The 19,594-nt window shown below is 39.8% G+C and carries 20 protein-coding genes and 1 tRNA gene; 8 read left to right on the top strand and 13 right to left on the bottom strand.

From position 1 onward, the window contains the following. Positions 1–28: 28 nt before the first annotated feature. The 5 genes from F3D68_RS02465 to grxB form a co-directional block, all read right to left on the bottom strand. On the bottom strand, positions 29–814 hold the full coding sequence (locus tag F3D68_RS02465; RefSeq protein WP_151192922.1) for an amidohydrolase: 786 nt from the start codon (positions 812–814) through the stop codon (positions 29–31). Next, positions 802–1,878 (bottom strand): aminotransferase class I/II-fold pyridoxal phosphate-dependent enzyme, encoded by a 1,077-nt coding sequence (locus tag F3D68_RS02460; protein ID WP_151192921.1) that lies wholly within the window; start codon positions 1,876–1,878, stop codon positions 802–804. Before F3D68_RS02460 ends, F3D68_RS02465 begins: the two co-directional genes overlap by 13 nt. 279 nt (positions 1,879–2,157) lie before the next feature. Further along, positions 2,158–2,250: transfer RNA gene (locus F3D68_RS02455), tRNA-Ser, on the bottom strand. A gap of 148 nt (positions 2,251–2,398) precedes the next feature. Then, positions 2,399–3,577 (bottom strand): mandelate racemase/muconate lactonizing enzyme family protein, encoded by a 1,179-nt coding sequence (locus F3D68_RS02450; RefSeq protein ID WP_151192920.1) that lies wholly within the window; start codon positions 3,575–3,577, stop codon positions 2,399–2,401. 16 nt (positions 3,578–3,593) lie between these two features. Beyond that, a complete protein-coding gene (grxB, locus tag F3D68_RS02445) occupies positions 3,594–4,250 on the bottom strand; it encodes a glutaredoxin 2 (protein ID WP_151192919.1) in 657 nt (218 codons plus the stop codon). Between the two features lie 169 nt (positions 4,251–4,419). On the opposite strand from grxB, the gene F3D68_RS02440 reads away from it, so the two are divergent. Next, entirely contained in the window at positions 4,420–5,202 is a 783-nt protein-coding gene (locus F3D68_RS02440; RefSeq protein ID WP_151192918.1) for a hypothetical protein, read from the top strand. Between the two features lies 1 nt (position 5,203). Here the strand turns inward: F3D68_RS02440 and F3D68_RS02435 are convergent, their stop codons facing one another. The 5 genes from F3D68_RS02435 to F3D68_RS02415 all read right to left on the bottom strand — a co-directional run bounded on the left by F3D68_RS02435 (position 5,204) and on the right by F3D68_RS02415 (position 10,255). Continuing rightward, entirely contained in the window at positions 5,204–6,067 is an 864-nt protein-coding gene (locus tag F3D68_RS02435; RefSeq protein WP_151192917.1) for a LysR family transcriptional regulator, read from the bottom strand. A 77-nt stretch (positions 6,068–6,144) separates the two neighbouring features. After that, the gene (locus tag F3D68_RS02430) at positions 6,145–7,071 is read right to left on the bottom strand and encodes a methylenetetrahydrofolate reductase (RefSeq protein ID WP_151192916.1); all 927 of its coding nucleotides are present in this window, start codon (positions 7,069–7,071) and stop codon (positions 6,145–6,147) included. Further along, positions 7,061–8,227, bottom strand: coding sequence for a trans-sulfuration enzyme family protein (locus tag F3D68_RS02425; protein WP_151192915.1), 1,167 nt, complete (start codon positions 8,225–8,227; stop codon positions 7,061–7,063). Before F3D68_RS02425 ends, F3D68_RS02430 begins: the two co-directional genes overlap by 11 nt. 1 nt (position 8,228) lies before the next feature. Continuing rightward, positions 8,229–9,032, bottom strand: a complete 804-nt coding sequence (locus tag F3D68_RS02420) for a hypothetical protein (RefSeq protein ID WP_151192914.1) — start codon at positions 9,030–9,032, stop codon at positions 8,229–8,231. Positions 9,033–9,034: 2 nt separating this feature from the next. Beyond that, positions 9,035–10,255: a trans-sulfuration enzyme family protein gene (locus F3D68_RS02415; protein WP_151192913.1), complete on the bottom strand. Its 1,221-nt coding sequence runs from the start codon at positions 10,253–10,255 to the stop codon at positions 9,035–9,037. A 400-nt stretch (positions 10,256–10,655) separates the two neighbouring features. On the opposite strand from F3D68_RS02415, the gene F3D68_RS02410 reads away from it, so the two are divergent. The 3 genes from F3D68_RS02410 to F3D68_RS02400 all read left to right on the top strand — a co-directional run bounded on the left by F3D68_RS02410 (position 10,656) and on the right by F3D68_RS02400 (position 11,824). After that, positions 10,656–10,946, top strand: a complete 291-nt coding sequence (locus F3D68_RS02410; protein WP_151192912.1) for a DUF1778 domain-containing protein — start codon at positions 10,656–10,658, stop codon at positions 10,944–10,946. Further along, complete coding sequence (locus F3D68_RS02405; RefSeq protein ID WP_151192911.1) at positions 10,946–11,446, top strand: GNAT family N-acetyltransferase; 501 nt, start codon at positions 10,946–10,948, stop codon at positions 11,444–11,446. The genes F3D68_RS02410 and F3D68_RS02405 overlap by 1 nt, the downstream gene beginning before the upstream one ends. A gap of 129 nt (positions 11,447–11,575) precedes the next feature. Then, complete coding sequence (locus tag F3D68_RS02400) at positions 11,576–11,824, top strand: YdcH family protein (RefSeq protein ID WP_151192910.1); 249 nt, start codon at positions 11,576–11,578, stop codon at positions 11,822–11,824. 4 nt (positions 11,825–11,828) lie between these two features. Here F3D68_RS02400 and zapE read toward each other — a convergent pair whose 3' ends face one another. From zapE to F3D68_RS02385, 3 genes are all read right to left on the bottom strand, one after another. Beyond that, positions 11,829–12,878: a cell division protein ZapE gene (zapE, locus tag F3D68_RS02395; RefSeq protein WP_151192909.1), complete on the bottom strand. Its 1,050-nt coding sequence runs from the start codon at positions 12,876–12,878 to the stop codon at positions 11,829–11,831. Between the two features lie 9 nt (positions 12,879–12,887). After that, positions 12,888–14,381, bottom strand: coding sequence for a glycosyltransferase family 39 protein (locus F3D68_RS02390; protein ID WP_191092670.1), 1,494 nt, complete (start codon positions 14,379–14,381; stop codon positions 12,888–12,890). 81 nt (positions 14,382–14,462) lie between these two features. Next, positions 14,463–15,779, bottom strand: coding sequence for an MFS transporter (locus F3D68_RS02385; RefSeq protein WP_151192907.1), 1,317 nt, complete (start codon positions 15,777–15,779; stop codon positions 14,463–14,465). Positions 15,780–16,069: 290 nt separating this feature from the next. Between F3D68_RS02385 and F3D68_RS02380 the strand changes: the two genes are divergently transcribed. From F3D68_RS02380 to rplW, 4 genes are all read left to right on the top strand, one after another. Then, positions 16,070–16,993, top strand: a complete 924-nt coding sequence (locus tag F3D68_RS02380) for a hypothetical protein (RefSeq protein WP_151192906.1) — start codon at positions 16,070–16,072, stop codon at positions 16,991–16,993. Between the two features lie 1,020 nt (positions 16,994–18,013). Then, positions 18,014–18,658, top strand: a complete 645-nt coding sequence (rplC, locus tag F3D68_RS02375; RefSeq protein WP_151192905.1) for a 50S ribosomal protein L3 — start codon at positions 18,014–18,016, stop codon at positions 18,656–18,658. 26 nt (positions 18,659–18,684) lie between these two features. Further along, complete coding sequence (gene rplD, locus F3D68_RS02370) at positions 18,685–19,296, top strand: 50S ribosomal protein L4 (RefSeq protein WP_224728215.1); 612 nt, start codon at positions 18,685–18,687, stop codon at positions 19,294–19,296. Beyond that, positions 19,293–19,589 carry a 50S ribosomal protein L23 gene (gene rplW, locus F3D68_RS02365; RefSeq protein WP_151192904.1) on the top strand — a complete coding sequence of 99 codons (297 nt, stop codon included), beginning with the start codon at positions 19,293–19,295 and terminating at the stop codon, positions 19,587–19,589. Before rplD ends, rplW begins: the two co-directional genes overlap by 4 nt. Positions 19,590–19,594: the final 5 nt, after the last annotated feature.

The raw sequence follows: 19,594 nt of genomic DNA, 5'->3' as shown, positions 1-19,594 counted from the left end.
CGCCTTACAATTACCAAGTTGTGGATTTTTAATTTGTGGTCAAATTTAAGCTAAATTTATCTTGCGATGCGAGGACTTTAAAATTATTTCGATAGTCATCCAAACTGCCTTTATCAAATGTATGATATAAAGCGCCTGATGTATACGTAGCAATATCTTGTTTAATCTCACCATCAAAGTGAATGCATAGACTATCGCCACTGTAATCAAAACCTAAACCATCACGACCAATGCGATTGCAGCCGATAACATAAGCTTGATTTTCAATCGCGCGAGCTTGTAATAACGTGCGCCAATGTTCTCGACGCTTAGCAGGCCAGCTGGCGATATTGATCAACAGATCATAGTCATTGTTATTGCAGTTAAAAACAGGGAATCTCAAATCAAAGCAAATGCTTAAGAGAATATTAAAACCCTTATAATGAACAATTTCACGCGATTGACCGGCAGATAATAGTTTGTATTCATCGGATAGCACAAATAAATGACGTTTATCATAATGAGAAACTAAGCCCTCGGGTGTGACAAAAAACAAACGATTAACTGCTTTTTGCATATTATTTAACACCACAACGCTGCCGATGATCGCGGCATTCTTGTATTGTGCTTGGTGCTTTAGCCAGCTGATGATCTCATCCTCTGGCGTGATGGCTTTATCCATATTTGGGGTGAAGCCGACATTAAACATCTCTGGCAGCACAATCAGATCACAAGGCTCAAGCCCAGCAATGGTCTTTTCAAAGTGAGTATAGTTTTGATGTTTGTCTTCCCACGCGATATCAGATTGAATGACGGCGACTTTTAGACTTGACATAGGCGTTTGACTCCTTCTAATAAGACATCGTCATATTTGGCAAAGCATAAACGTACTAGTCCCTGCTTTGGCGTTTCATGTAATGATGAAATTGGTACCAGTCCAACACCATGCTCATGAATCAAACGTTGACAGAAACTAAAGTCATCCTCATCAGAAATCGCTGTGTAATCAAGTATCTGAAAAGGTGATCCTGCCCATGGTAGTACTTTAAAGCGGCTGTGGGCTAAGCCATTGACTAACTTTTTATGCTGTGCTTGATAAAGTTTAGGTAAGTCCTGCCAGTACTCAGGATGTGCATTAATGCCATCGGCTAGTGCTAATTGCATCGGGTGTGGCGCGCTGAAGCTTGTGAATTGTTTCATCGCATTTATCATTTGGATAATTGCAAGTGGCGCAATACAAACACCTAGACGCCAACCAGTGAGGTTATAGGTCTTGCCAAGGGATTGCGCAACGACAAGTTGATCTTTAAGCTCTGGGATTTGCAAAGCGCTGGTATAAGAATCTCCTGCGTAAATATGCTCATATACCTCATCACTAAGCAATAAAATATCTCGACCTTTGATCAATTTTGCGATTTCTGCATATTGAGATTTTGTAATCACACTGCCCATAGGATTATGAGGCGAGTTAAGAATGATCAGCTTTGTCTTAGCATTAATCGTTTGTGCTAACGTCTCCAGATCAATATTGCCATCGGCTAATAAGGGAATGCGTCGACTAATGCCTTGGTTGAAGTTAATAATCGAAGGGTAGGCATCAAAAGCAGGGTCAAAGTAGATCACCTCATCACCCTTGCCAATACATGCGCTAATTAGTGCAAAAATTGCTTCAACGGCACCAGAGCTAATAGATACATTGTCCTCGGGGTTAATATCTACGCCGTAACACATCTTTACTTTATGTGCGATCGCTTGCTTTAAACTGGGTGCGCCAGGAATCGGTGCATATTGATTAAAGCCATTTTGCACATAATAATTTAAACGCTCAATCAACCAATCAGGTGTTTTGAAATCAGGCGCGCCTTGTGTGAAGTTGATGGCATTATGATTTTTTGCCATTACGGACATTTTGCCAAAAATAGATGGCTCGGTGCTTATGTAGGGTTTAAATGACATAACTTAGATGTTCTCTTAGGTGTGGTTAGCTGTGTGAATGCGCTTTTCTTTCATGAATACAAATGGATAATGAAGTACCATGATGTTCAACGTTCACAATAGGTTGTAAAGTTATGGTAAAACAGTATATACGCTTACGGCAAAGCATTTTGCAGAATTTCTTCTTTAGCAATTAAATGTTTTGAATATTTTTGGTATGGAAAAAGTTGAATTGTTTGAGTGTGGCGGAGAGAGGGGGATTCGAACCCCCGATGGAGTTTTTGTCCCCATACTCCCTTAGCAGGGGAGCGCCTTCAGCCTCTCGGCCATCTCTCCGCGGTACTGCGACAATTTATCGACTTGACCTTGCTATGTCAAGTGGTTAATGCCGATATTTTGAAATCGAATTAAATCAGATTAAAAAACAGCAAAATAAACCGGAATTAAAATCAAGAAGAATAAAAATGGGTATGAAGGTAGTGATTTATTTAATAACCATCCTAGGAGATTTCATCACCACTTCATTATTTAATTCGATCCCAAGCCCTGGTGTTTCTGACACTTCAAAGAACCCATTAACAGGTTGTGGATCTTGTAGGCAAAGCTCACGATTAAAGTCTTTTAAGGCATAAGTATGGTGTTCATGAATAATGAAGTTGGGGATTGCAGTTTCCAAGTGTAAACTAGCAGCGGTTGCTACAGGACCGCCACACACATGCGCTTGGATTTTGACATCATACATATCAGCATAATCGCAGATTTTTTTTGCTTCAGTTAGGCCGCCACATAAACCGATATCAGGTTGCAACACGTCAACAGTTTGCTTCTCAAGATATTCACGTACGCCATGGCGTAGATATAAACGCTCACCTGCAGCAATAGGGACATTGAGTTTTTGCTTTAGCGGTTCGTGTAATTTGCTATTTAAATAATTAACGGGCTCTTCAAAGTATAAGCAGTTAAATTCCTCTGCAATTTCACCAAGCTGCAAGGCAGAGGTAAGACCTGGCAAACTATGGCATTCAAAAATAATATCGCCATTTTCACCCAATACATCACGAATCGCCTGCATGCGTGCACGAATCAAATTTAAGTGATCGCGACGAAATGGCAGGGTGCAGTCATAGATCGTGTCCCCCTTGTGATCAAACATCATCGGATCAACTTTAACTGCATCATAGCCTTCAGCCACTGCTTTTTCAGTTGCTTTGGCATAGTCTTCGGGTTTGAATAAAGTCTTGCGTTCATAACAATCCCAATCAAACTGCAATTGACTGGCGTAAGTGCGTAGTTTTTTATTGGTTTTACCACCCAGAAGTTGATAAACCGGTAAATCAAGTGCTTTGCCTTTGATATCCCAAAGTGCAGTATCAATGGCGCTCATTGCCGAATAGACTACAGGTCCGCCACCTAGCCCCCAGAAGCTCTCTCGTAGCATTCGGTTCCAAAGATGCTCAGTAGCAAATGGATCAATCCCTAATAACATCTCCTTGGCAAACTCTTTAATCATATGTGCCGCAGCAGAATGCCCAAGATCATATGCAAGACCTGCTTCACCGACTCCCGTTAACCCCTCGTTGGTATGAATGCGTACAAACACGGGTGACCATGCTGGGCGCTTGGGGCAGTGAATATCAAAAATTTCAATTTGAGTGATTTTCATAAGTTACTATCCTTGATTAAAAAGTGTTGTAAAGCCCAATATCTGTTTCATGCGCTAAGTGTTTGACATAGCGTTTAATATTCTCAGGAATATTAATAAGATGACTAATAATACCTAGGTTACGCAATATTGGGAAAATCATAATATCATCCCAAGACAACTGGTTACTGCTAGCATAGGTGTATGTCATAAGCTTATCAAGTTCATTCAAAATCGCTTGTGTGCTTTCAATGGCGGCATCGGGGAAGCGTAAATTTGCCTTAAAGCAACCAATGTATTTTTCTTTCTTACGCTCAAAATAGTCTTTGGCGCTTTGCGTTGGGAAATCTTGTTGATTAAGTGGATGGTTCAGAAAACTTGGATAGACCAGTGATTTACTGGCATTACTTAGCAGTGTTGTGAGTTCAATGAGTTTGGAACTTGTCGTGATTTCGTCACTTAATATTGGCTTGTTGTCAAAATTATTGAGATATTGACAGATGTCCAAGCTTTCAATCAAAAAGCTACCATCATCTTTTTGTAAAAAAGGCACTTGTTTTTTGCCAATGAGATCAATATGAGATTTCTCATCATCATTGGCAAGATAAATAAGCTCAAGAGGGATTTGCTTTAGTCCAGAAATAATGCGTGGACGGATACAAAAAGGGCAGTGTTCATAAATATAAAGTTTCATATCAATAGTATATTTAAGTAATGGGGTAAACTATTGTCCACAAAAGCACTTAAAATCACAATTATGATCAGCAGGTAAGTTTACTTTTTGTATGTTTTTGTATCTGGAACTGATTGCTTGTTTGCGGTGAAATGTCTGTCGTGTGCGGTAAACTCAGATAAGGAAAACAATGACAGGTCTGTCCAAAGAGATATGCTCCAAATTTTTAATCATGGGCAGCTTTGCTTTAAGTGGTTGTGGCGGCGGTGGTGGCGAATCTGAGGCTGGTGATAGTGGTTTTAGTGATTATCAAATAAAAACGGCACATTATAGCATTTACCCAGGTCCTAGCAGTGACAAAATATATATTTCATTACATTCTACAAAAGCACTACAGATTGCTGATAATACTAAAACAGTGAAGGTGATTAAAGGAGAAGGTAGTTGTGATATCTTAATGCTAGATAAGGAAGATATTGACTTAGCTCTTGATGGGGGTGAGAAGTTTTTAGAGGTTAATTTGGATAAGCGTCAATATTGTAGTCAAACTATCATGTTGCAAACACAAGATGGGAAAAAACAAGTAATAGAGCAACTAAATTATATGGACGGTATGCAGTTTGAGTTAAATCAGGTATTTATTAAGTCAGATGATGGTAACACATTAAACCCGACAACAGACTCTATGCAAAAAGGAAAAAGCTATAAAATAGCCTATTTGTTACCAGATGAGTACACACAAAAGGGGTTGAGTTATCCCATCCTGCTAGATGCAGAATTTGCCAATGAAGAGGCTGTTAGTGTTGACAATAGACGCTGTCACTTAGGGAAGGGGTGCACTTCTTGCGAAACAACTTTCAGGATAAAACAAAATGCTGAAATTAACCAACTGAAATTTACGTATTGGATTTCTTCCCAAGATGATGACTTTGGTGGAGTGGGCTTGAGGCATTATAGTTTTCCAGTTATATAAATTAGTGATCAAGGTAATCGTAAGCTTGTTGAACTAACCAATCATGCACAATTTTTTTATTGGCAGTATGCCTGTGTGGCTGGTTATCAACTAAGTAATAACATTGCGATAATGGCAAAGGCTCTTGCCAAATGCTAAGACGTTTGTTTTGGATTAATGCATAAACAAGGGGCAAGTGCGTAACAAAGCTGCCCAGTCCATTTTCAACGGCTTGAAGCGCATGAATCGTTGTGGCAACTGATATTTTTTTGCTAGGGATTGTTAAATGAGTAGAGTCACAGAAGCTCTGCCAATCTTGTTCACGCAAGGGGTGATTCACGACAATCGCAGGGCTGTTTTTTATCTCATTGGCTTTAATGATTTGCGGATTGTAGACAAGCACCAGTTGATTCTGCCATAGCTTAACTGCTTTACTGGTTGGATCCGCTAATCCCAGTTGAATGCTTAGATCAGCACTATCGACATCATGTGTTTTTAACTCAGTTGATGTCATCATATTGAGATTGATATCTGGATGTTTTAGATAAAGATCACTTAATCGTGGGATAAGCCACTGTACCGCAAGTGTTGAAAAAATGCGTAGCTGTACCGTGTCTTGATTGAGTGGTTTAATCTGACTGGTTGCTTGCTCAATGTGAATCAATGCGGCTTCAATTTCTTTGTAATAACGCATGCCATCGTGTGTTAACTCAACATGTTTAGTATCACGGTTAAAAAGCGTTGTCCCAAGATACTGTTCCAATTGTTTAATCTTTTGGCTAATCGCACCCGCAGTAAGATTAAGCTCGGCAGCAGCCTGAGCAAAGTGCTTGTGCTTGGCAACAGCAATAAAATAGGGCAAGGACTTTAATGGTGGCAATTGCATAAGGAATCATAACTTTATTGATATGTGATTATGGTACGTCGAAAGCCTATAGCTGTAAAGCTAAGTGATTAAAGTGATTAACGAGATGCTAATTGGGTAATGCTGACTAGCTCGGGGGCTTGTTGATTCCTTTGGCTTTTTTGCCGTACTAAAATGCTTTGCAGCTTCGAGCTTTTGGCAATCACGGCATTGGTTGCAGACATTTGATTTAAAGTGTAGAAATGAAGCCCATGCACGCCAAGGTCAATTAAGTCATCACATAGTTTAGCGACAACATCACTGGCAAAGTCTTGTAATGCCACAGGGTCATGTTGATAGGCAGCAAGACGTTTATCAAGCCACTGTGGGATATCAGCATGACAAATTTGTGAGAAGCGCTTTAATCCTTGGTAATTGGCAATGGGCATCACTCCTGCCGTAATCGGAATAGTGATTTGATGATCATGACACATTTGTAAGAAGTGATAAAAGGCATCAGTACTATAAAAATATTGCGTAATGGCGTGATTAGCCCCTGAGTTAATCTTTTGTTTTAGATTATCGATATCCTCTTGTAAAGTCTTAGAGCCAGGATAAAACTCAGGATAGGCTGCAATCGTAATATCAAATTGCTCACCACTGATTTGACGAATGTAATCAATTAATTGATAAGCATAATTAAAGCTTACTTTGGTTTGCTTTTGAATATCTTGCGGCAAATCGCCGCGAACAACAACAAGGCGATCAATGCCAAGCTTAATATACTCTTGCAAAAGATTAAAAATTGCCTGCTTATCAAGGTGAAAGCAGGTGATGTGTGGCACAACATCAATATGCTGTTGACGTAAATAGCGAATAAGTGTCAACGAATTAGCGTAAGACTCAGAGCCGCCAGCGCCAAAAGTGACGGATACGTATTTAGGTGCATGAGGCTTTATCTCATCAATGGCTTGGTAAAGCTTGCCACTGTCAAGATGGGCTTTAGAAGGAAATAATTCAAAACTGATATGGCTGTCATTTGGCATGGTGTTCACTCGTCAAAGATGTTGTTATTTCATGGTTTAAGACTTTCTCAAGATCGGCAATTAAATCATCAGGATCTTCGATGCCAATCGATAGGCGGATAAGGCTCTCTGGGATATTGCGTTTATTACTATCAATTGCGGCATGCGACATCTGGCAAGGCAGACTAATGAGACTCATTAAACTGCCAAAGCTTACTGAAATGGTAAAAAGCTGAGTCTGATTTACAATGTGTTTAGATAGTTCAAATGATTCAGTAGTAAAGCTTAATACCGAGCCAGATCCTGAGGCTTGAGCCTGCATAATATTATAGTTTGGATGTGTTGGCAGTCCTGCATAGTAAACTTTAGTTACTTTGGGATGACTCTCTAGAAATTGTGCAATTTTAAGTGCGCTTTGCTGTTGACGCTCAATGCGTAAACCTAATGTTTTAACACCTCTTAATAAAAGCCATGCTTGCATGGGGTCAAGTGCATTACCATTAGCGTTTTGTAAGAATTTAAGCTCTTGAGCTAAATGTTCATGATTAGTGACAACAACACCTGCAGAAACATCACCGTGCCCCGCTAGATGCTTAGTCGCTGAGTGAATCACAATATCAGCACCAAGCTCCAGCGGCTTCTGTAACCAAGGTGATAGCAGAGTATTGTCTACGACAAGGATAATATCCTGCGCTAGCTTTGATCTTAAGGCATTAATATCAGTTATTTGCTGTAGTGGATTGGTCGGTGTTTCTAGCAATACCAACTTAGTATTCGCCGTTAATGCTTGTTTTAGTGCTTGCTTATCATTGAAGTCAACGTGCGAGCATTGAATATTAAAACGCGTTAACACCTTGTGAATAATTCGGTGTGTACCCCCATAAATATCCGTGCCAATAATGATATGGTCGCCTGCGTTTAATAGTTGCAGCACACAGCTAATGGCTGCCATGCCACTACTAAATGCTAGACCATATTGCGCATTTTCAAGCTTAGCAATGTAAGCTTCAACGTACGCGCGTGTCGGATTGCCACTTCTTGAGTAATCATAGTTGTTATGAGGATGCTCAGCGTCATCTTGGGCGAATGTAGCCGTTTGATAGATCGGTAAGCTATTGGCGTGATACGGGTCGTTATTGTCAATTTCTGGATGAATAAGGCGCGTCCACTGATCCATATTATGCAACCTCGTAAATATTAACTTGACGTGACAATTGAGTGGCTTGTCTTGTTTCTAATGTACCAACGGTTGTGTAATTATTACCATTGAGTTTACCAATTTGAAATGTCAGACAATGCGCTTTAGCCCAAGTGATCGCTTGCGGTTGAATGACTTGCGTTGCTTTTTCTTTCGCGCAGTCATAAGTGAGTGTCTCGTAGCGAATAGCATCTTTAAATTTATTGGGGTCTAAATGATAAACACCATCAACATCTTTAAGTAAAATACAACGCTTGGCTTGCAATTGATGCGCAATAAAAAGGGCTGTTAAATCCGAACCACCTCGCCCTAAAAGGCAAGGTTCATTGTCTTTATTCTCGGCAATGAAACCCGGTACAACGATGGCTTGTTGTGTATTTAATAGCTCATGAAATAATGATTGATTAATATGAAGTGGTGTGGCGTTGGCATAATCGCCGTTAGCAACGATTGGGTTGGTGATGAAATCGCTTTGTACATTTTGCTGTAGTAGTGTTTGTGTCAGATATGCGACGGATTGCAGCTCACCCGTGGCTAGCAATAAAGCGCGAGCCTTGGCACTTGTCTGATTATTACTTAGATTAAATGCATCTTGATTGCCTTCTAAAGCATCGGTAGTGTTACCAATAGCCGAGACAACCGCAATGACTTTGTAACCTTTATCCACAAAGCGCTTTACTTCAAAAGCGGCGTCTTGGAAGTGATCAAGAGATTCCAAAATGGAGCTGCCAAACTTAAGCACAACGACTTCGGCTTGAAAACTACTACAGCGATATTGTGTCATGATTAAGATACCTTTTGCTTATTTTGCTTATTTTGCTTACTTTGTTGTTCAGTGGCAGCGGCTAATGCTTGATCCAAGTCCTGAATGATATCAAATGGATCTTCTAAGCCAACAGATAATCGAATTAAACCATCATGAATACCAAGGCGTTTACGCTCGTCTGCGGCAATTGGACCATGTGTCATTGTCGCAGGATGTGTGATTAAGGTTTCAATCGCACCGAGATTCTCAGCTAACGCGCATAGCTTAACCGAATTAATAAAGTTTATCCCATTTTGAATATCACCTTTAAGCTCAAAGGCAAGCATGCCACCGTGTGCGCCTAGGTGTTGCTTTTCAGCTAGTGCGTGCTGTGGAAAGCTATTTAAGCCAGGGTAGTAAACGCTTTTAACTGCCTCGTGTGTTGCCAAGAAACGCGCGACTGCCAAGGCATTGTCAGAATGTTGTTTCAAGCGTAGCGGCAATGTCTTAATGCCTTGTAAAATAAGCCATGCCTCAAAGGGCTTTTGAATTGATCCTAAGCAGTTGCGAGTATAGCGAAAGCGCTCGTTAATCGTTTCATCTTGAGCGATTAACGCACCACCAACAGTCGCGTTGTGCCCATCAATGTATTTGGTGGTTGAGTAGATGCTAATATCTGCCCCTAGATCAAGTGGCTTTTGCAGTGCCGCCGTCAAGAAAGTATTATCCACTGCCAGTAGAATATCATGTGCCTTAGCAATATCAGCGATCGCCTTGATGTCAGTTAATTTAAGCGTTGGATTAGCGGGGGTTTCAATTAAGATTAGTTGTGTATTGTCAGTAATCGCATGTTTAATATTTTGTGGGTTGCTACTATCAACATAGCTTATATTAACGCCGAATTTTTGAAGCACTTCATTGAATAAGCGCACGGTGCCGCCGTAGACAACATCAGAACAGACGACATGATCACCCGCTTTGAGTAAAGTGCAAGCAAGTGCGCTAATGGCTGCCATGCCTGTGGCGAAACATGCGCTACTTGGTGCTTTTTCAAGCTTGGCAAGTTTCTCTTCTAATACGCTCACCGTAGGATTAGATGAACGGCTATAAGTGTGCCCTTTGTGATTGCCAACACTTTCTTGTTGGTATGTAGTTGTTTGGAAGATAGGTGTTAATAATGCGCCATTATTTGGATCTGCTTGGATGCCTGAATGGATACATTGCGTGGTGAAGTGTTGCTCATTTGTAAATTGATTTGCCATGTTGAACCTCTTTAAGCTATTTTTCGCGCTTGGGGTCGCTGGCAAGGAGCCAGTGCCTTTGGGATCCTAGGCACTGGAATTGGCATTTAAATCGCTTGTTCGCGCTTAAGCAAACGACTTAAACCCAACCTCGACAACAGCGCCTAGGTTGGGCATCATCATTCGTTTGTAACAAGCGTATTCAAGCATAATGTCTTCACGAAAAAATTAGTAATTTGAACTTACACTACCAGAGTTTTTTAAAGGCTGTCAATTATGATTTGCATTTTTTTGTGATTTTTTATTTGTATGGGGTAATCTAATTTTTGATTTTTGATTTTTGATTTTTGATTTTTGATTTTTGATTTTGGTGCCTTTTTGACGTACACTTAGGTTGTGTTGGAAATTTATGGAGCCTAAAATGCGAAGTGAAAGCATGAATCTTAAGCAAGAGCGTATTAATTTAAGATTAAATAATATGGCGAAAACAGTCCTTGAACGCGCTGCAAGCTTTGAGGGTAAAAGTGTAAGCAACTTTATTTTAAGTTGCGCATTAAAGCAGGCTGAAAAAACAATCCATGCGCATGAGACGATGCAGCTAGGACAGAATGACGCAGCAGCTTTTTTGACTGCCTTATCTCAGCCAGTGCAGTTTAATGATAAGCTGTTAAAAGCGTTTGATGAGCATAATGCGCGTGTTAGTAGTAAGTAATGAGCTATTCAAATATCATTATTTCAGCTCTTGATAGTGAAATTCACAATCGTACACATTTTTGTTGTGGTGTTGATGCCTTGGATCATTATATCCAAAAACAAGCAACACAAGACATTCGGCGTAGTGTTGGGCGTACATTTGTTGCAACATCGGAAAAGGATATAACGGTTATTCTTGGCTATTACACCCTTTCAACGCTATCAGTAGATGTAGGCTCTTTACCTGATACAGTAGCGCGCAAGCTGCCGCGTCATCCAATACCTTGCGCTTTAATTGGGCGTTTGGCAGTCAGTAAAGATGCACAAGGTTTAGGTGTTGGCAGAATGCTCTTAGTGGATGCAATTAAGCGCACACTTGCCGTGAGTGAAGAAATTGCTATTTATGCCATGGTTGTTGATGCAATTAGTGAAAAAGCAGCCTCTTTTTACCAACAGTTTGGTTTCAGGGAGTTTCACTCGGAAGCCCGTCGTTTATTTTTACCTCTAAAAAACATATAAAAAGATGACATAGATCATTGTTTTCGTATCTATCGATGTTTTTGCTGTAAGCGTGCATGACGCCTAGTTTTATGATTGTTAGACTCAAGCTGGAATTTGTAATATTAATCATAAATGTAGGAGTTAATAATGTTAGAACATCACCCGCTAGTTAAAGAGTTTCCAGAGCATGCTGAAACAATCCATAATTTAAAAGAAACGGATAATCACTTTCACAAACTATTTAATGAATATGAAGCGCTTGATAAGGAAATATTTAGGATTGAAGCCAATCAAGAAGCCGTAACAGATCACGATTTGACAAATCTTAAAAAACAGCGTCGTCGTGTCAAAGATATGCTTTACAATCAAGTGCTACAAACGAAAGAAGTGGTCTAGCCTCTTATTGTTGCATCTCATGTAATCTGCTTTTAGTGCGTTCAAACTCAAATTTAAGTTTTTCACCTTGATAAATATCATTAAAGTCAGTCTCCGCTGCGATAATAACGTGTTTATTTTCATCATAAAACTCATCGATCATCGCGATAAAGCGTCGGGTTTCACTTTCGTATTTTATCGTTAAAATGGGCATATCACTGATATAGATCGTATCAAAGCGTTTGGCAAGCGCGATATAGTCACTCACACCGCGACCATCACCACAAATACTAAAGAAATCAAACCAAATAGCATTTTCATCAACGGCTTTGACTTTAACAAGACGATCTTCAAGGATGATTTCAGTGTCATACATTACATGAGTTGATGCGCTTTGTTTAAAACGATTGGCAAGATTAAGTGTGGCTTCTGGTAAGGGGTAAAAGTAGTTTTGATTATACGCTTGTGTTAGTTGTCTGTAATCAGTGCCAGAATCAAGATTAAGGACGGTGACATGTTTGATAAGGCAGTCGATTGCGGGCAAGAAAAGCTCACGTTGTAAGCCACTTTGGTAAAGGCGCTCAGGTGGGATGTTTGAAGTGGCAATAAGAGTAATGCCAAGTTCAAATAATTGTGTGAAAAGACCACCTAAAATCATCGCATCTGCAATGTCTTCGACAAAAAATTCATCAAAACAAATTACGCTATATTGATCTGCAATATTGTGAGCGACTTTTTGTAAAGGATTTTTTTGACCTTGAAAACTACGCAATGATTGATGTACCTGCTGCATGAAGTGATTAAAGTGCAGGCGCGTTTTATTGTCAATCGTTAGCGCATCATAGAATAAATCCATGATAAAAGTTTTACCGCGACCAACGCCACCCCACATGTATAAGCCTTTGATTGGATCAGGCTTCTTTTTAAATAAGCGCCAAGTCTTGGATTTAATTGAGTCTCGATTCTCAACTTGAATAATAATTTGCTGTAAATAGTCAATCGCTTGTAATTGCAATGGGTCTTCATTGTAGTGATGTGCATTGAGATAATTTAGATAACTGTCGCGTAAAGTCATATGGTCACACTATGGCTTTGGTGGTAAAAAAGCGATTTGAAAGCGCATTGGTTGTTGATTGGGCTTGGCACGTTTCCAAGGGATTTCTTGATAAGGCATAATCACTAAATCAGGGTATTGTGCTAATACCTCTTTTGGGAATGTAGTAGTGCCTTCCATTTGTGGCACCAAAATAAACACTGCACCTTTCTGGCGTAGGTCATGCATATTAAGTGCAGGGTTAAGCTTAGGATCAAAAGCAATAAGCGCCATTGGATGATCTTTGGAGTAGCGGGTAATATAGCTAATCGGTTTGTTAAAGCCCGCGATATATTCAAGCTTAGTGTTGTAACGGTGATGCCATTCATTGGTAACGATTTGCGCGATTTCGCGCGCAGGGTAATTGGCACTACTGGATTTACTGCGAGATAATGAAACGCTATAACCCACTAATAGTAAAACAATAATAAAGCTAGCCATGGCGATAAGGCGTTTGAGTTTGCTCGTGGTTAAAATAGGTTTGGCTAGTGCGATGAGAATAAGGCTCCATAAGCTTAATAACGGAATCCCCCACATCGTATGGATATTCCAGCCACCAATGATTGAAATAAGCACGGTAATAAGTGTCGGACCAAAACCAACTAAAAACAAGAATTTGGCATTAAAGGCGCCAATATTTGTCTTGTTGTTAAGTGTTGGTTTATTTTTAGTTTTGCCGATGTATCCAAATAAAAATAAGGCGACAGCGCCCATGAAAGTCCCAATTTGCGCGAAAAAGAAATGCAGGGCATAGCCAAAATGCTTTTGCAATATACTTTCATGAATATGGCTATCGACTTTATCCATTGAGTAATGGATGGTGATAAACCCATAATTAACAAGCCAGACGATGTGAGGGATGCAAATAATCACTAAGATGATCAGGCTTAGATAAAGCTTCCAGTTGATTAAGTGGCGATGGAGTGACTTTTCAAAAACGATAAAAAGTAGCATAGCAACTAAGGGCACAGCAGTGTAGTACTTCGCCATCATCGCAAGACCGGCGATGATGCCAAGTAACAGCCAGTGCTTTAGGCGGTTTGTGGTGATGCTGCGATAAAAATACAAAGCCATTAACGGCCAAAGTCCGAGTTCACAGGCATTGTCGTTAAAGTCAATAATCGCTAAGTTATAGTATTGAATCGCAATAAGGATAACTGCAGCAAAGAGTGCTAAATAATCATTTTTAAAGATCAATCGCCCTAGGCGCCACACTGACCAAAATGCAATAAGTGCCATCAGTTGCGAAAATAAATAAATACTCCAATCACGGTTGCCGCTAATAAAGAGCGCAATCTTAGTTAATAGTGCATTTAACCAAGGGTCGCGTGGATAGCCCCATTGCAGCGTGTGCGCCCACATTGCCCCTTCGGTGGCATCCATTGGTGTGACAAAGCGCATAATTGATGGCGCGAGCGTCCATAAAAATGCGTAAGTGAGGAAAAAGATCCAAAATAAATGGCTTGCTTTGATTATTTGTTTCATTGCGTCTTGCATTTAGTGTCTATCATGGCAATGCGCATCATCATAGCAGAAATAACGTATCAGAAAATATTTTTATTAATGTTAGACATCATCACTTTGTTCTTCGTTGTTATCTTTAACAAAGCATAATAAGACAAAAGACAGAATCATGCTGAGTGTCAAAATAGAGAATGCCATATGGTAAGAAGAAACATCGAAGTGTTTGACAGCATTAGCAGGTGCTAGGCCTTGTGCATAATGAACAATTTGCCCAGCGCTATTGATGTAATTACCTTGCCATGTAAGCTCAAGGAAATAACCAATAAGGGGGTCGAAAATTGCACCAAAGATGGGTTCGCCAGTGTTGATTAAAGCAGCAACGGTAGCAGTTACAACGATAGGGTTAATGCGTCGACCGATGGCAAAGCTCAGCATATAAATGCCGAGTGAGAAACCAAAGATAAATAAGCAGATAGAGGCCGTTAGTGGTGTGGTTTTCATGGTCAGCACAATGGCAAGGCTAATCGTGGCAATAACATGAAAGCCTAGCATTAAACGTTTGGTATTATAGTATTCTGATAGTTTGCCAATAATCGGTGAGCCAATCGCCATACCAAGGAAAATCATCGAGATCATGCCTGCAGCATGCTCAGTTGACACACCATACTGCTCACGAAAATAATTGTTACCCCACAGACCAGCAAAGGCGTCAATTGCAGTGAAGCTTAAGCCTGAATAAAAGGTTAATAGCCAGTTATTGCGATTGAAAAGTACTGTTTTGATCGATGCCCATTCAAGACTACTGTCCTTGGTGGAGATTTCTTTTTGCTTGGGGTTATGATCGCGAACGATGAGAAAATACAAAAGTGCGCCAATAAGTCCAACAAAAGCGCAAATTGCCAGTGCCTTTTGCCATGAGCCCGTGTGGGAGATCAAGTAAGATAATGGTGCTTGTCCAATGATTGCACCGAGCATTGCCGCAGTGGCTAAGAAGCTTGACACAAAGGCAAAGCGGCGCGGGGAGAACCATACCGAGACCGCTTTGATATAGCTAACGGTAGCAAAGGAAATGCCAATGCCAATCATAATCCGCCCAAGATAGCCAAGCCATAAATCACTGTGATTAGCGCCATAAATAAATACCAGAAGCCCCATTGCTGAGCTTACCAATGATAGTGAGCTAATAATGCGAAAACCAAATTTATCCAAAATCAACCCTGAGAATAATTGGGTGATAACAATGGTCCAAAAGGTAATAGCGACTAATGATCCTGCTTGGGCAGGAGAGATGCTAAAAGACGACATAATGTCATTGGCAATAAGACCTGGAAAAACCTGCATAATGTATTTATAAAATAGCAAAAAGGCGCTTAGCACCACAACGAAAATAACATAACCTTTGATTTTATGAATTGTCATATATGTTAGGGGAGTTGACTAGGGGTGAAAACATATTAACGATTTGACTGAAAATTAAAAGTAAAGTGTTTGGATTTGTCAGGTTTTTCATATGCATTCCTTAAAGTGAGAGGTATAGTATGTAACTAACTGAGGAATATACCGCTCGTAAAATGGTTTGTGGGCGATATGAGTTGAACTGTTTTTCACCTCGCCCCTTGAGGGAGAGGTCGCGTAGCGTAAGCTGCGCGGGTGAGGGGGAAATTTAAATTGAGCAAATACAATAAAGGCAAAAAATAAGGACAACGGCAATGAGTCAACTTTTACCACATGAAGCAGAATACTTTTTTAAACTTCACCGATCTTTAATGGATTTCACCAACAAGAAATATGCGATTAATTCTAGATTAAAATCTGTCGAGGACTTTCAGGATTTAAGTCGTGATGAATTGCAGGGCGCTATTCCTGCTATACGAGATAAGATGTACGTGGCAGCCAATATAAAAGACTTCTGTGATAAAAACCCATATAACTTCAAGGTGGAAGACCTAGATGTTATTCGTCAGTGGCAAGGTAAGTTAGCGATTGATGGCTTTCTAATGAAGCACTTACGTGAGCACTCGGTTGTTATGGCAACACCAGCTGCAAATAAAGGTACCGGTAGGGGTACTAGACTTTATGGCATTAAAGGAATTAGTCATAGCTTGGAAGATTTTTTCCCCAAGAACGGCTTGCCGTATCAGGCAAACTTTATACTTTTACCTTTTTTAGAGCATGTTATTTATGATGGATTTCTCAGTACTTATAGTATTCATTTTGGTTCCAACATGCGCCGTAGTTTTACCAATGAATATAATCAGATCAAAGCCACAGATGGTATTTACTCTAAATACTCAATAGGTGATGATTTGGCAAATCCACCAAAGACGGCAGCGATTAAAGATGTTATTGCACATTATATTAAAGAAGCATTGGATCAGGGCGAGTTTCCGCATAAGGCGTTAGTTTATGCTGAAAAGCATAATGAAAGGGCGGTGTTTGAAAAAGAATACACGACTAAATATATAAAGAATGATAAGAAAAATCTTAAAGCCAATCAGACTTTGCCTAAAATGCACTATGCTGCATATCGTGAAACAATTATTGCAGTACAACCAACAAAGAAAGATTTATTAGCGTTCTGCCAACAACATTATCCAAAGATTGTTGATTACATTACGGTTTTTTCAGTATGAAGATATTCTCAAAGAAATTACAGGATATGAGCGTAATAAACTTTTTGTTTTTGATAAGTATTTAATGATCTATGATGAAACTTGAGGTTCTAAATTTAACTAAGGATTTTTGTAGTTAAATTTGGCAGTTCAAGTTTAACTAAAAGATTTTATAATCCAAGTTGAGATGCCAAATTGAGCAAAGGAACTATATAGTCCAAGTTGGCGCCCTAAATTGGACTAAGGGTTTTTATAGTCAGAGTTAACGTCTTAAACTTGACTAAGGGGATTTATACCTAAGTTGGGTATGGGTGATGTAGCATGTAACTAACTGAAAAATAAGTTGAGCTATTTTTACCTCGCCCCTTGAGGGAGAGGTCGCGTAGCGTAAGCTGCGCGGGTGAGGGGCGGTGAGCATCGATGCTTTTAGATGAAATTATTGAGGTGATGAATGGTGGCTGTCGTTAAATTTAGTGGTTCAAATTTAACTAAGGATTTTTATAGTCAGAGTTAGCGCTTCAAACTTGACTAAGGAGTTTTATAATTCGAGTTAATGCGCTAAACCGAACTAAGAATTTTTATAGTTCGAGTTAATGCACTAAACCGAACTAAGGATTATGTTGAAGCAGTCATATAGTCTAATTTCAATAACTTTTAATTTGATTCAATTCGCAACAAACTAATTGCAATCACGCTGTTGAAGTTTAAACCAGTATGCGTTAGAATGCGCTACCATTTTACTGTGCTCAGGCGGCTTTGGTGCGCGCTCGTGTGTTGGTAAATGCTTATTTTAGGCGGGTTTTAGCGTCTTTTTTGCGAGTTGTTTTAAGTTTTCTTTAAAGTGCTTTTGGAGAAAAATTAAAGTAGTTTGCCCTTGGGTGGATGAAAGTTTTGCGACTTAGGTTGTGAAAAATTGCCAAAGCAGTATCGCCTGAATAGATAAAGGTGGCGTTTTGGTTAAAGCTGCAATAGCAGTGACATTGAGTGTTTCGCGGTCAATTGTAATCGCGGAAGTAAATAATAATAAAATGAGGATAAAAGATGTCTTTAGGTATCGTAGGTCGCAAATGCGGCATGACTCGTGTCTTTACTGAAGATGGAACATCTATCCCTGTAACGGTTATTCACGTGGAGCCAAACACGGTAACACAAGTGAAAACAGCTGATACAGATGGATATAGCTCTATTCAAGTAACAACAGGTCTCAAAAAGCGCTCTCGTCTAAACAAAGCGGAAGCTGGTCATTTTGCTAAGGCAAATGTTGAACCAGGTCGTGGTTTGTGGGAGTTTCGTCTAAGTGCAGGACAAGTTGCAGAATATGAAGCTGGTAAAACAGTTGATATTTCTATGTTCGAAGCTGGTCAAAAAGTGGATGTAACAGGTACCTCTAAAGGTAAAGGTTTCCAAGGTGGTGTTAAGCGTCATAATTTCAGAACGCAAGACATGTCTCATGGTAACTCTGTTTCACATCGTGTGCATGGTTCAACTGGTCAAAACCAAACCCCAGGTCGTGTTTTCAAGAATAAGAAAATGGCGGGTCATATGGGTAATGTTCAAACCACTATGCAAACTCTTGAAGTTGTTAAAGTAGATGTTGAAAACGGTCTGTTGTTATTAAAAGGCGGCATTCCTGGCGCAACAGGCGGTGATGTTATCGTAACACCTGCTATCAAAGTTAAAGCTTAAGAGGGAGAGTGCACGTGGATTTAAATATTAAAACATTGGCTGGTGAAAACACTGGCGTACTGAATGTGGCAGATAGCGTATTCTCTAAAGACTATAACGAAGCATTAGTTCATCAAGTCGTTGTGGCTTATATGGCTGGTGCGCGTCAAGGTACGAAAGCACAAAAAACACGTTCTGAAGTATCAGGCGGTGGTGCTAAGCCTTGGAGACAAAAAGGAACAGGGCGTGCGCGTGCTGGTACTATTCGTTCTCCAATCTGGCGCAAAGGTGGTGTGACATTTGCTGCTAAGCCTAGAAGCTATGAGCAAAAAGTTAATCGCAAAATGTACCGTGCGGCAATTCAGTCTATCTTGTCTGAGTTGTTAAGAAGCGATCGTCTGTTAGCGGTTGAAGGCTTTAAGCTTGAAACACCAAAAACAAAAGAATTCGTCCAGTTATTAAAGCAGTTAGATGTCAAAGAAGCTTTGATTGTTGTAAGCCCTGAAGAGTTTACTGAAGAGCTATACCTTGCTTCAAGAAACATTAAGAATGTAGCTGTTGTTGATTCACATGAAATCAATCCTGTTGCGTTAATGTGCTTTGACAAAGTAATTATGACTCAAGAAGCAGTTAAGCAAGTTGAGGAGCGTTTAGTATGAATCAAGAAAGATTGCTTAAAGTGTTGCTAAGCCCGCATGTGACAAACAAAGCATATGAAGCTGCTGAACGTGCTTCTTATGTTGTTTTCAAAGTCGCGACGGATGCAACCAAAAAAGAAATTAAAAAAGCAGTAGAAATGCTTTTTGAAGTACAAGTTGAAGATGTGAAAACTGTCAACGTTAAAGGTAAAGCGCGCCGTTTTGGTCGTATTGAAGGTAGAACTAAAGACTGGAAGAAAGCTTATATTAGACTTCAAGAAGGTCATGACATCAATTTTATTGGTGCTGAATAAGTTAG

Origin of the sequence: Cysteiniphilum sp. JM-1, assembly GCF_008711525.1 — a bacterium.
Classification (GTDB): Bacteria; Pseudomonadota; Gammaproteobacteria; order Francisellales; family Francisellaceae; genus Caedibacter.
This window is presented reverse-complemented; position numbering and strand designations above follow the sequence as displayed.

What these genes read in the sequence shown, in the direction of transcription:
- F3D68_RS02460 (WP_151192921.1), bottom strand. Translation starts at nt 1,878, where the DNA reads ATGGCAAAAAATCATAATGCCATCAACTTCACACAAGGCGCGCCTGAT.
- rplW (WP_151192904.1), top strand. Translation starts at nt 19,293, where the DNA reads ATGAATCAAGAAAGATTGCTTAAAGTGTTGCTAAGCCCGCATGTGACA.
- F3D68_RS02435 (WP_151192917.1), bottom strand. Translation starts at nt 6,067, where the DNA reads ATGCAATTGCCACCATTAAAGTCCTTGCCCTATTTTATTGCTGTTGCC.
- F3D68_RS02440 (WP_151192918.1), top strand. Translation starts at nt 4,420, where the DNA reads ATGACAGGTCTGTCCAAAGAGATATGCTCCAAATTTTTAATCATGGGC.
- F3D68_RS02405 (WP_151192911.1), top strand. Translation starts at nt 10,946, where the DNA reads ATGAGCTATTCAAATATCATTATTTCAGCTCTTGATAGTGAAATTCAC.
- F3D68_RS02385 (WP_151192907.1), bottom strand. Translation starts at nt 15,779, where the DNA reads ATGACAATTCATAAAATCAAAGGTTATGTTATTTTCGTTGTGGTGCTA.
- F3D68_RS02400 (WP_151192910.1), top strand. Translation starts at nt 11,576, where the DNA reads ATGTTAGAACATCACCCGCTAGTTAAAGAGTTTCCAGAGCATGCTGAA.
- F3D68_RS02425 (WP_151192915.1), bottom strand. Translation starts at nt 8,227, where the DNA reads ATGGATCAGTGGACGCGCCTTATTCATCCAGAAATTGACAATAACGAC.
- F3D68_RS02380 (WP_151192906.1), top strand. Translation starts at nt 16,070, where the DNA reads ATGAGTCAACTTTTACCACATGAAGCAGAATACTTTTTTAAACTTCAC.
- F3D68_RS02410 (WP_151192912.1), top strand. Translation starts at nt 10,656, where the DNA reads ATGCGAAGTGAAAGCATGAATCTTAAGCAAGAGCGTATTAATTTAAGA.
- rplC (WP_151192905.1), top strand. Translation starts at nt 18,014, where the DNA reads ATGTCTTTAGGTATCGTAGGTCGCAAATGCGGCATGACTCGTGTCTTT.
- F3D68_RS02450 (WP_151192920.1), bottom strand. Translation starts at nt 3,577, where the DNA reads ATGAAAATCACTCAAATTGAAATTTTTGATATTCACTGCCCCAAGCGC.
- grxB (WP_151192919.1), bottom strand. Translation starts at nt 4,250, where the DNA reads ATGAAACTTTATATTTATGAACACTGCCCTTTTTGTATCCGTCCACGC.
- zapE (WP_151192909.1), bottom strand. Translation starts at nt 12,878, where the DNA reads ATGACTTTACGCGACAGTTATCTAAATTATCTCAATGCACATCACTAC.
- F3D68_RS02430 (WP_151192916.1), bottom strand. Translation starts at nt 7,071, where the DNA reads ATGCCAAATGACAGCCATATCAGTTTTGAATTATTTCCTTCTAAAGCC.
- F3D68_RS02420 (WP_151192914.1), bottom strand. Translation starts at nt 9,032, where the DNA reads ATGACACAATATCGCTGTAGTAGTTTTCAAGCCGAAGTCGTTGTGCTT.
- F3D68_RS02415 (WP_151192913.1), bottom strand. Translation starts at nt 10,255, where the DNA reads ATGGCAAATCAATTTACAAATGAGCAACACTTCACCACGCAATGTATC.
- F3D68_RS02390 (WP_191092670.1), bottom strand. Translation starts at nt 14,381, where the DNA reads ATGAAACAAATAATCAAAGCAAGCCATTTATTTTGGATCTTTTTCCTC.
- F3D68_RS02465 (WP_151192922.1), bottom strand. Translation starts at nt 814, where the DNA reads ATGTCAAGTCTAAAAGTCGCCGTCATTCAATCTGATATCGCGTGGGAA.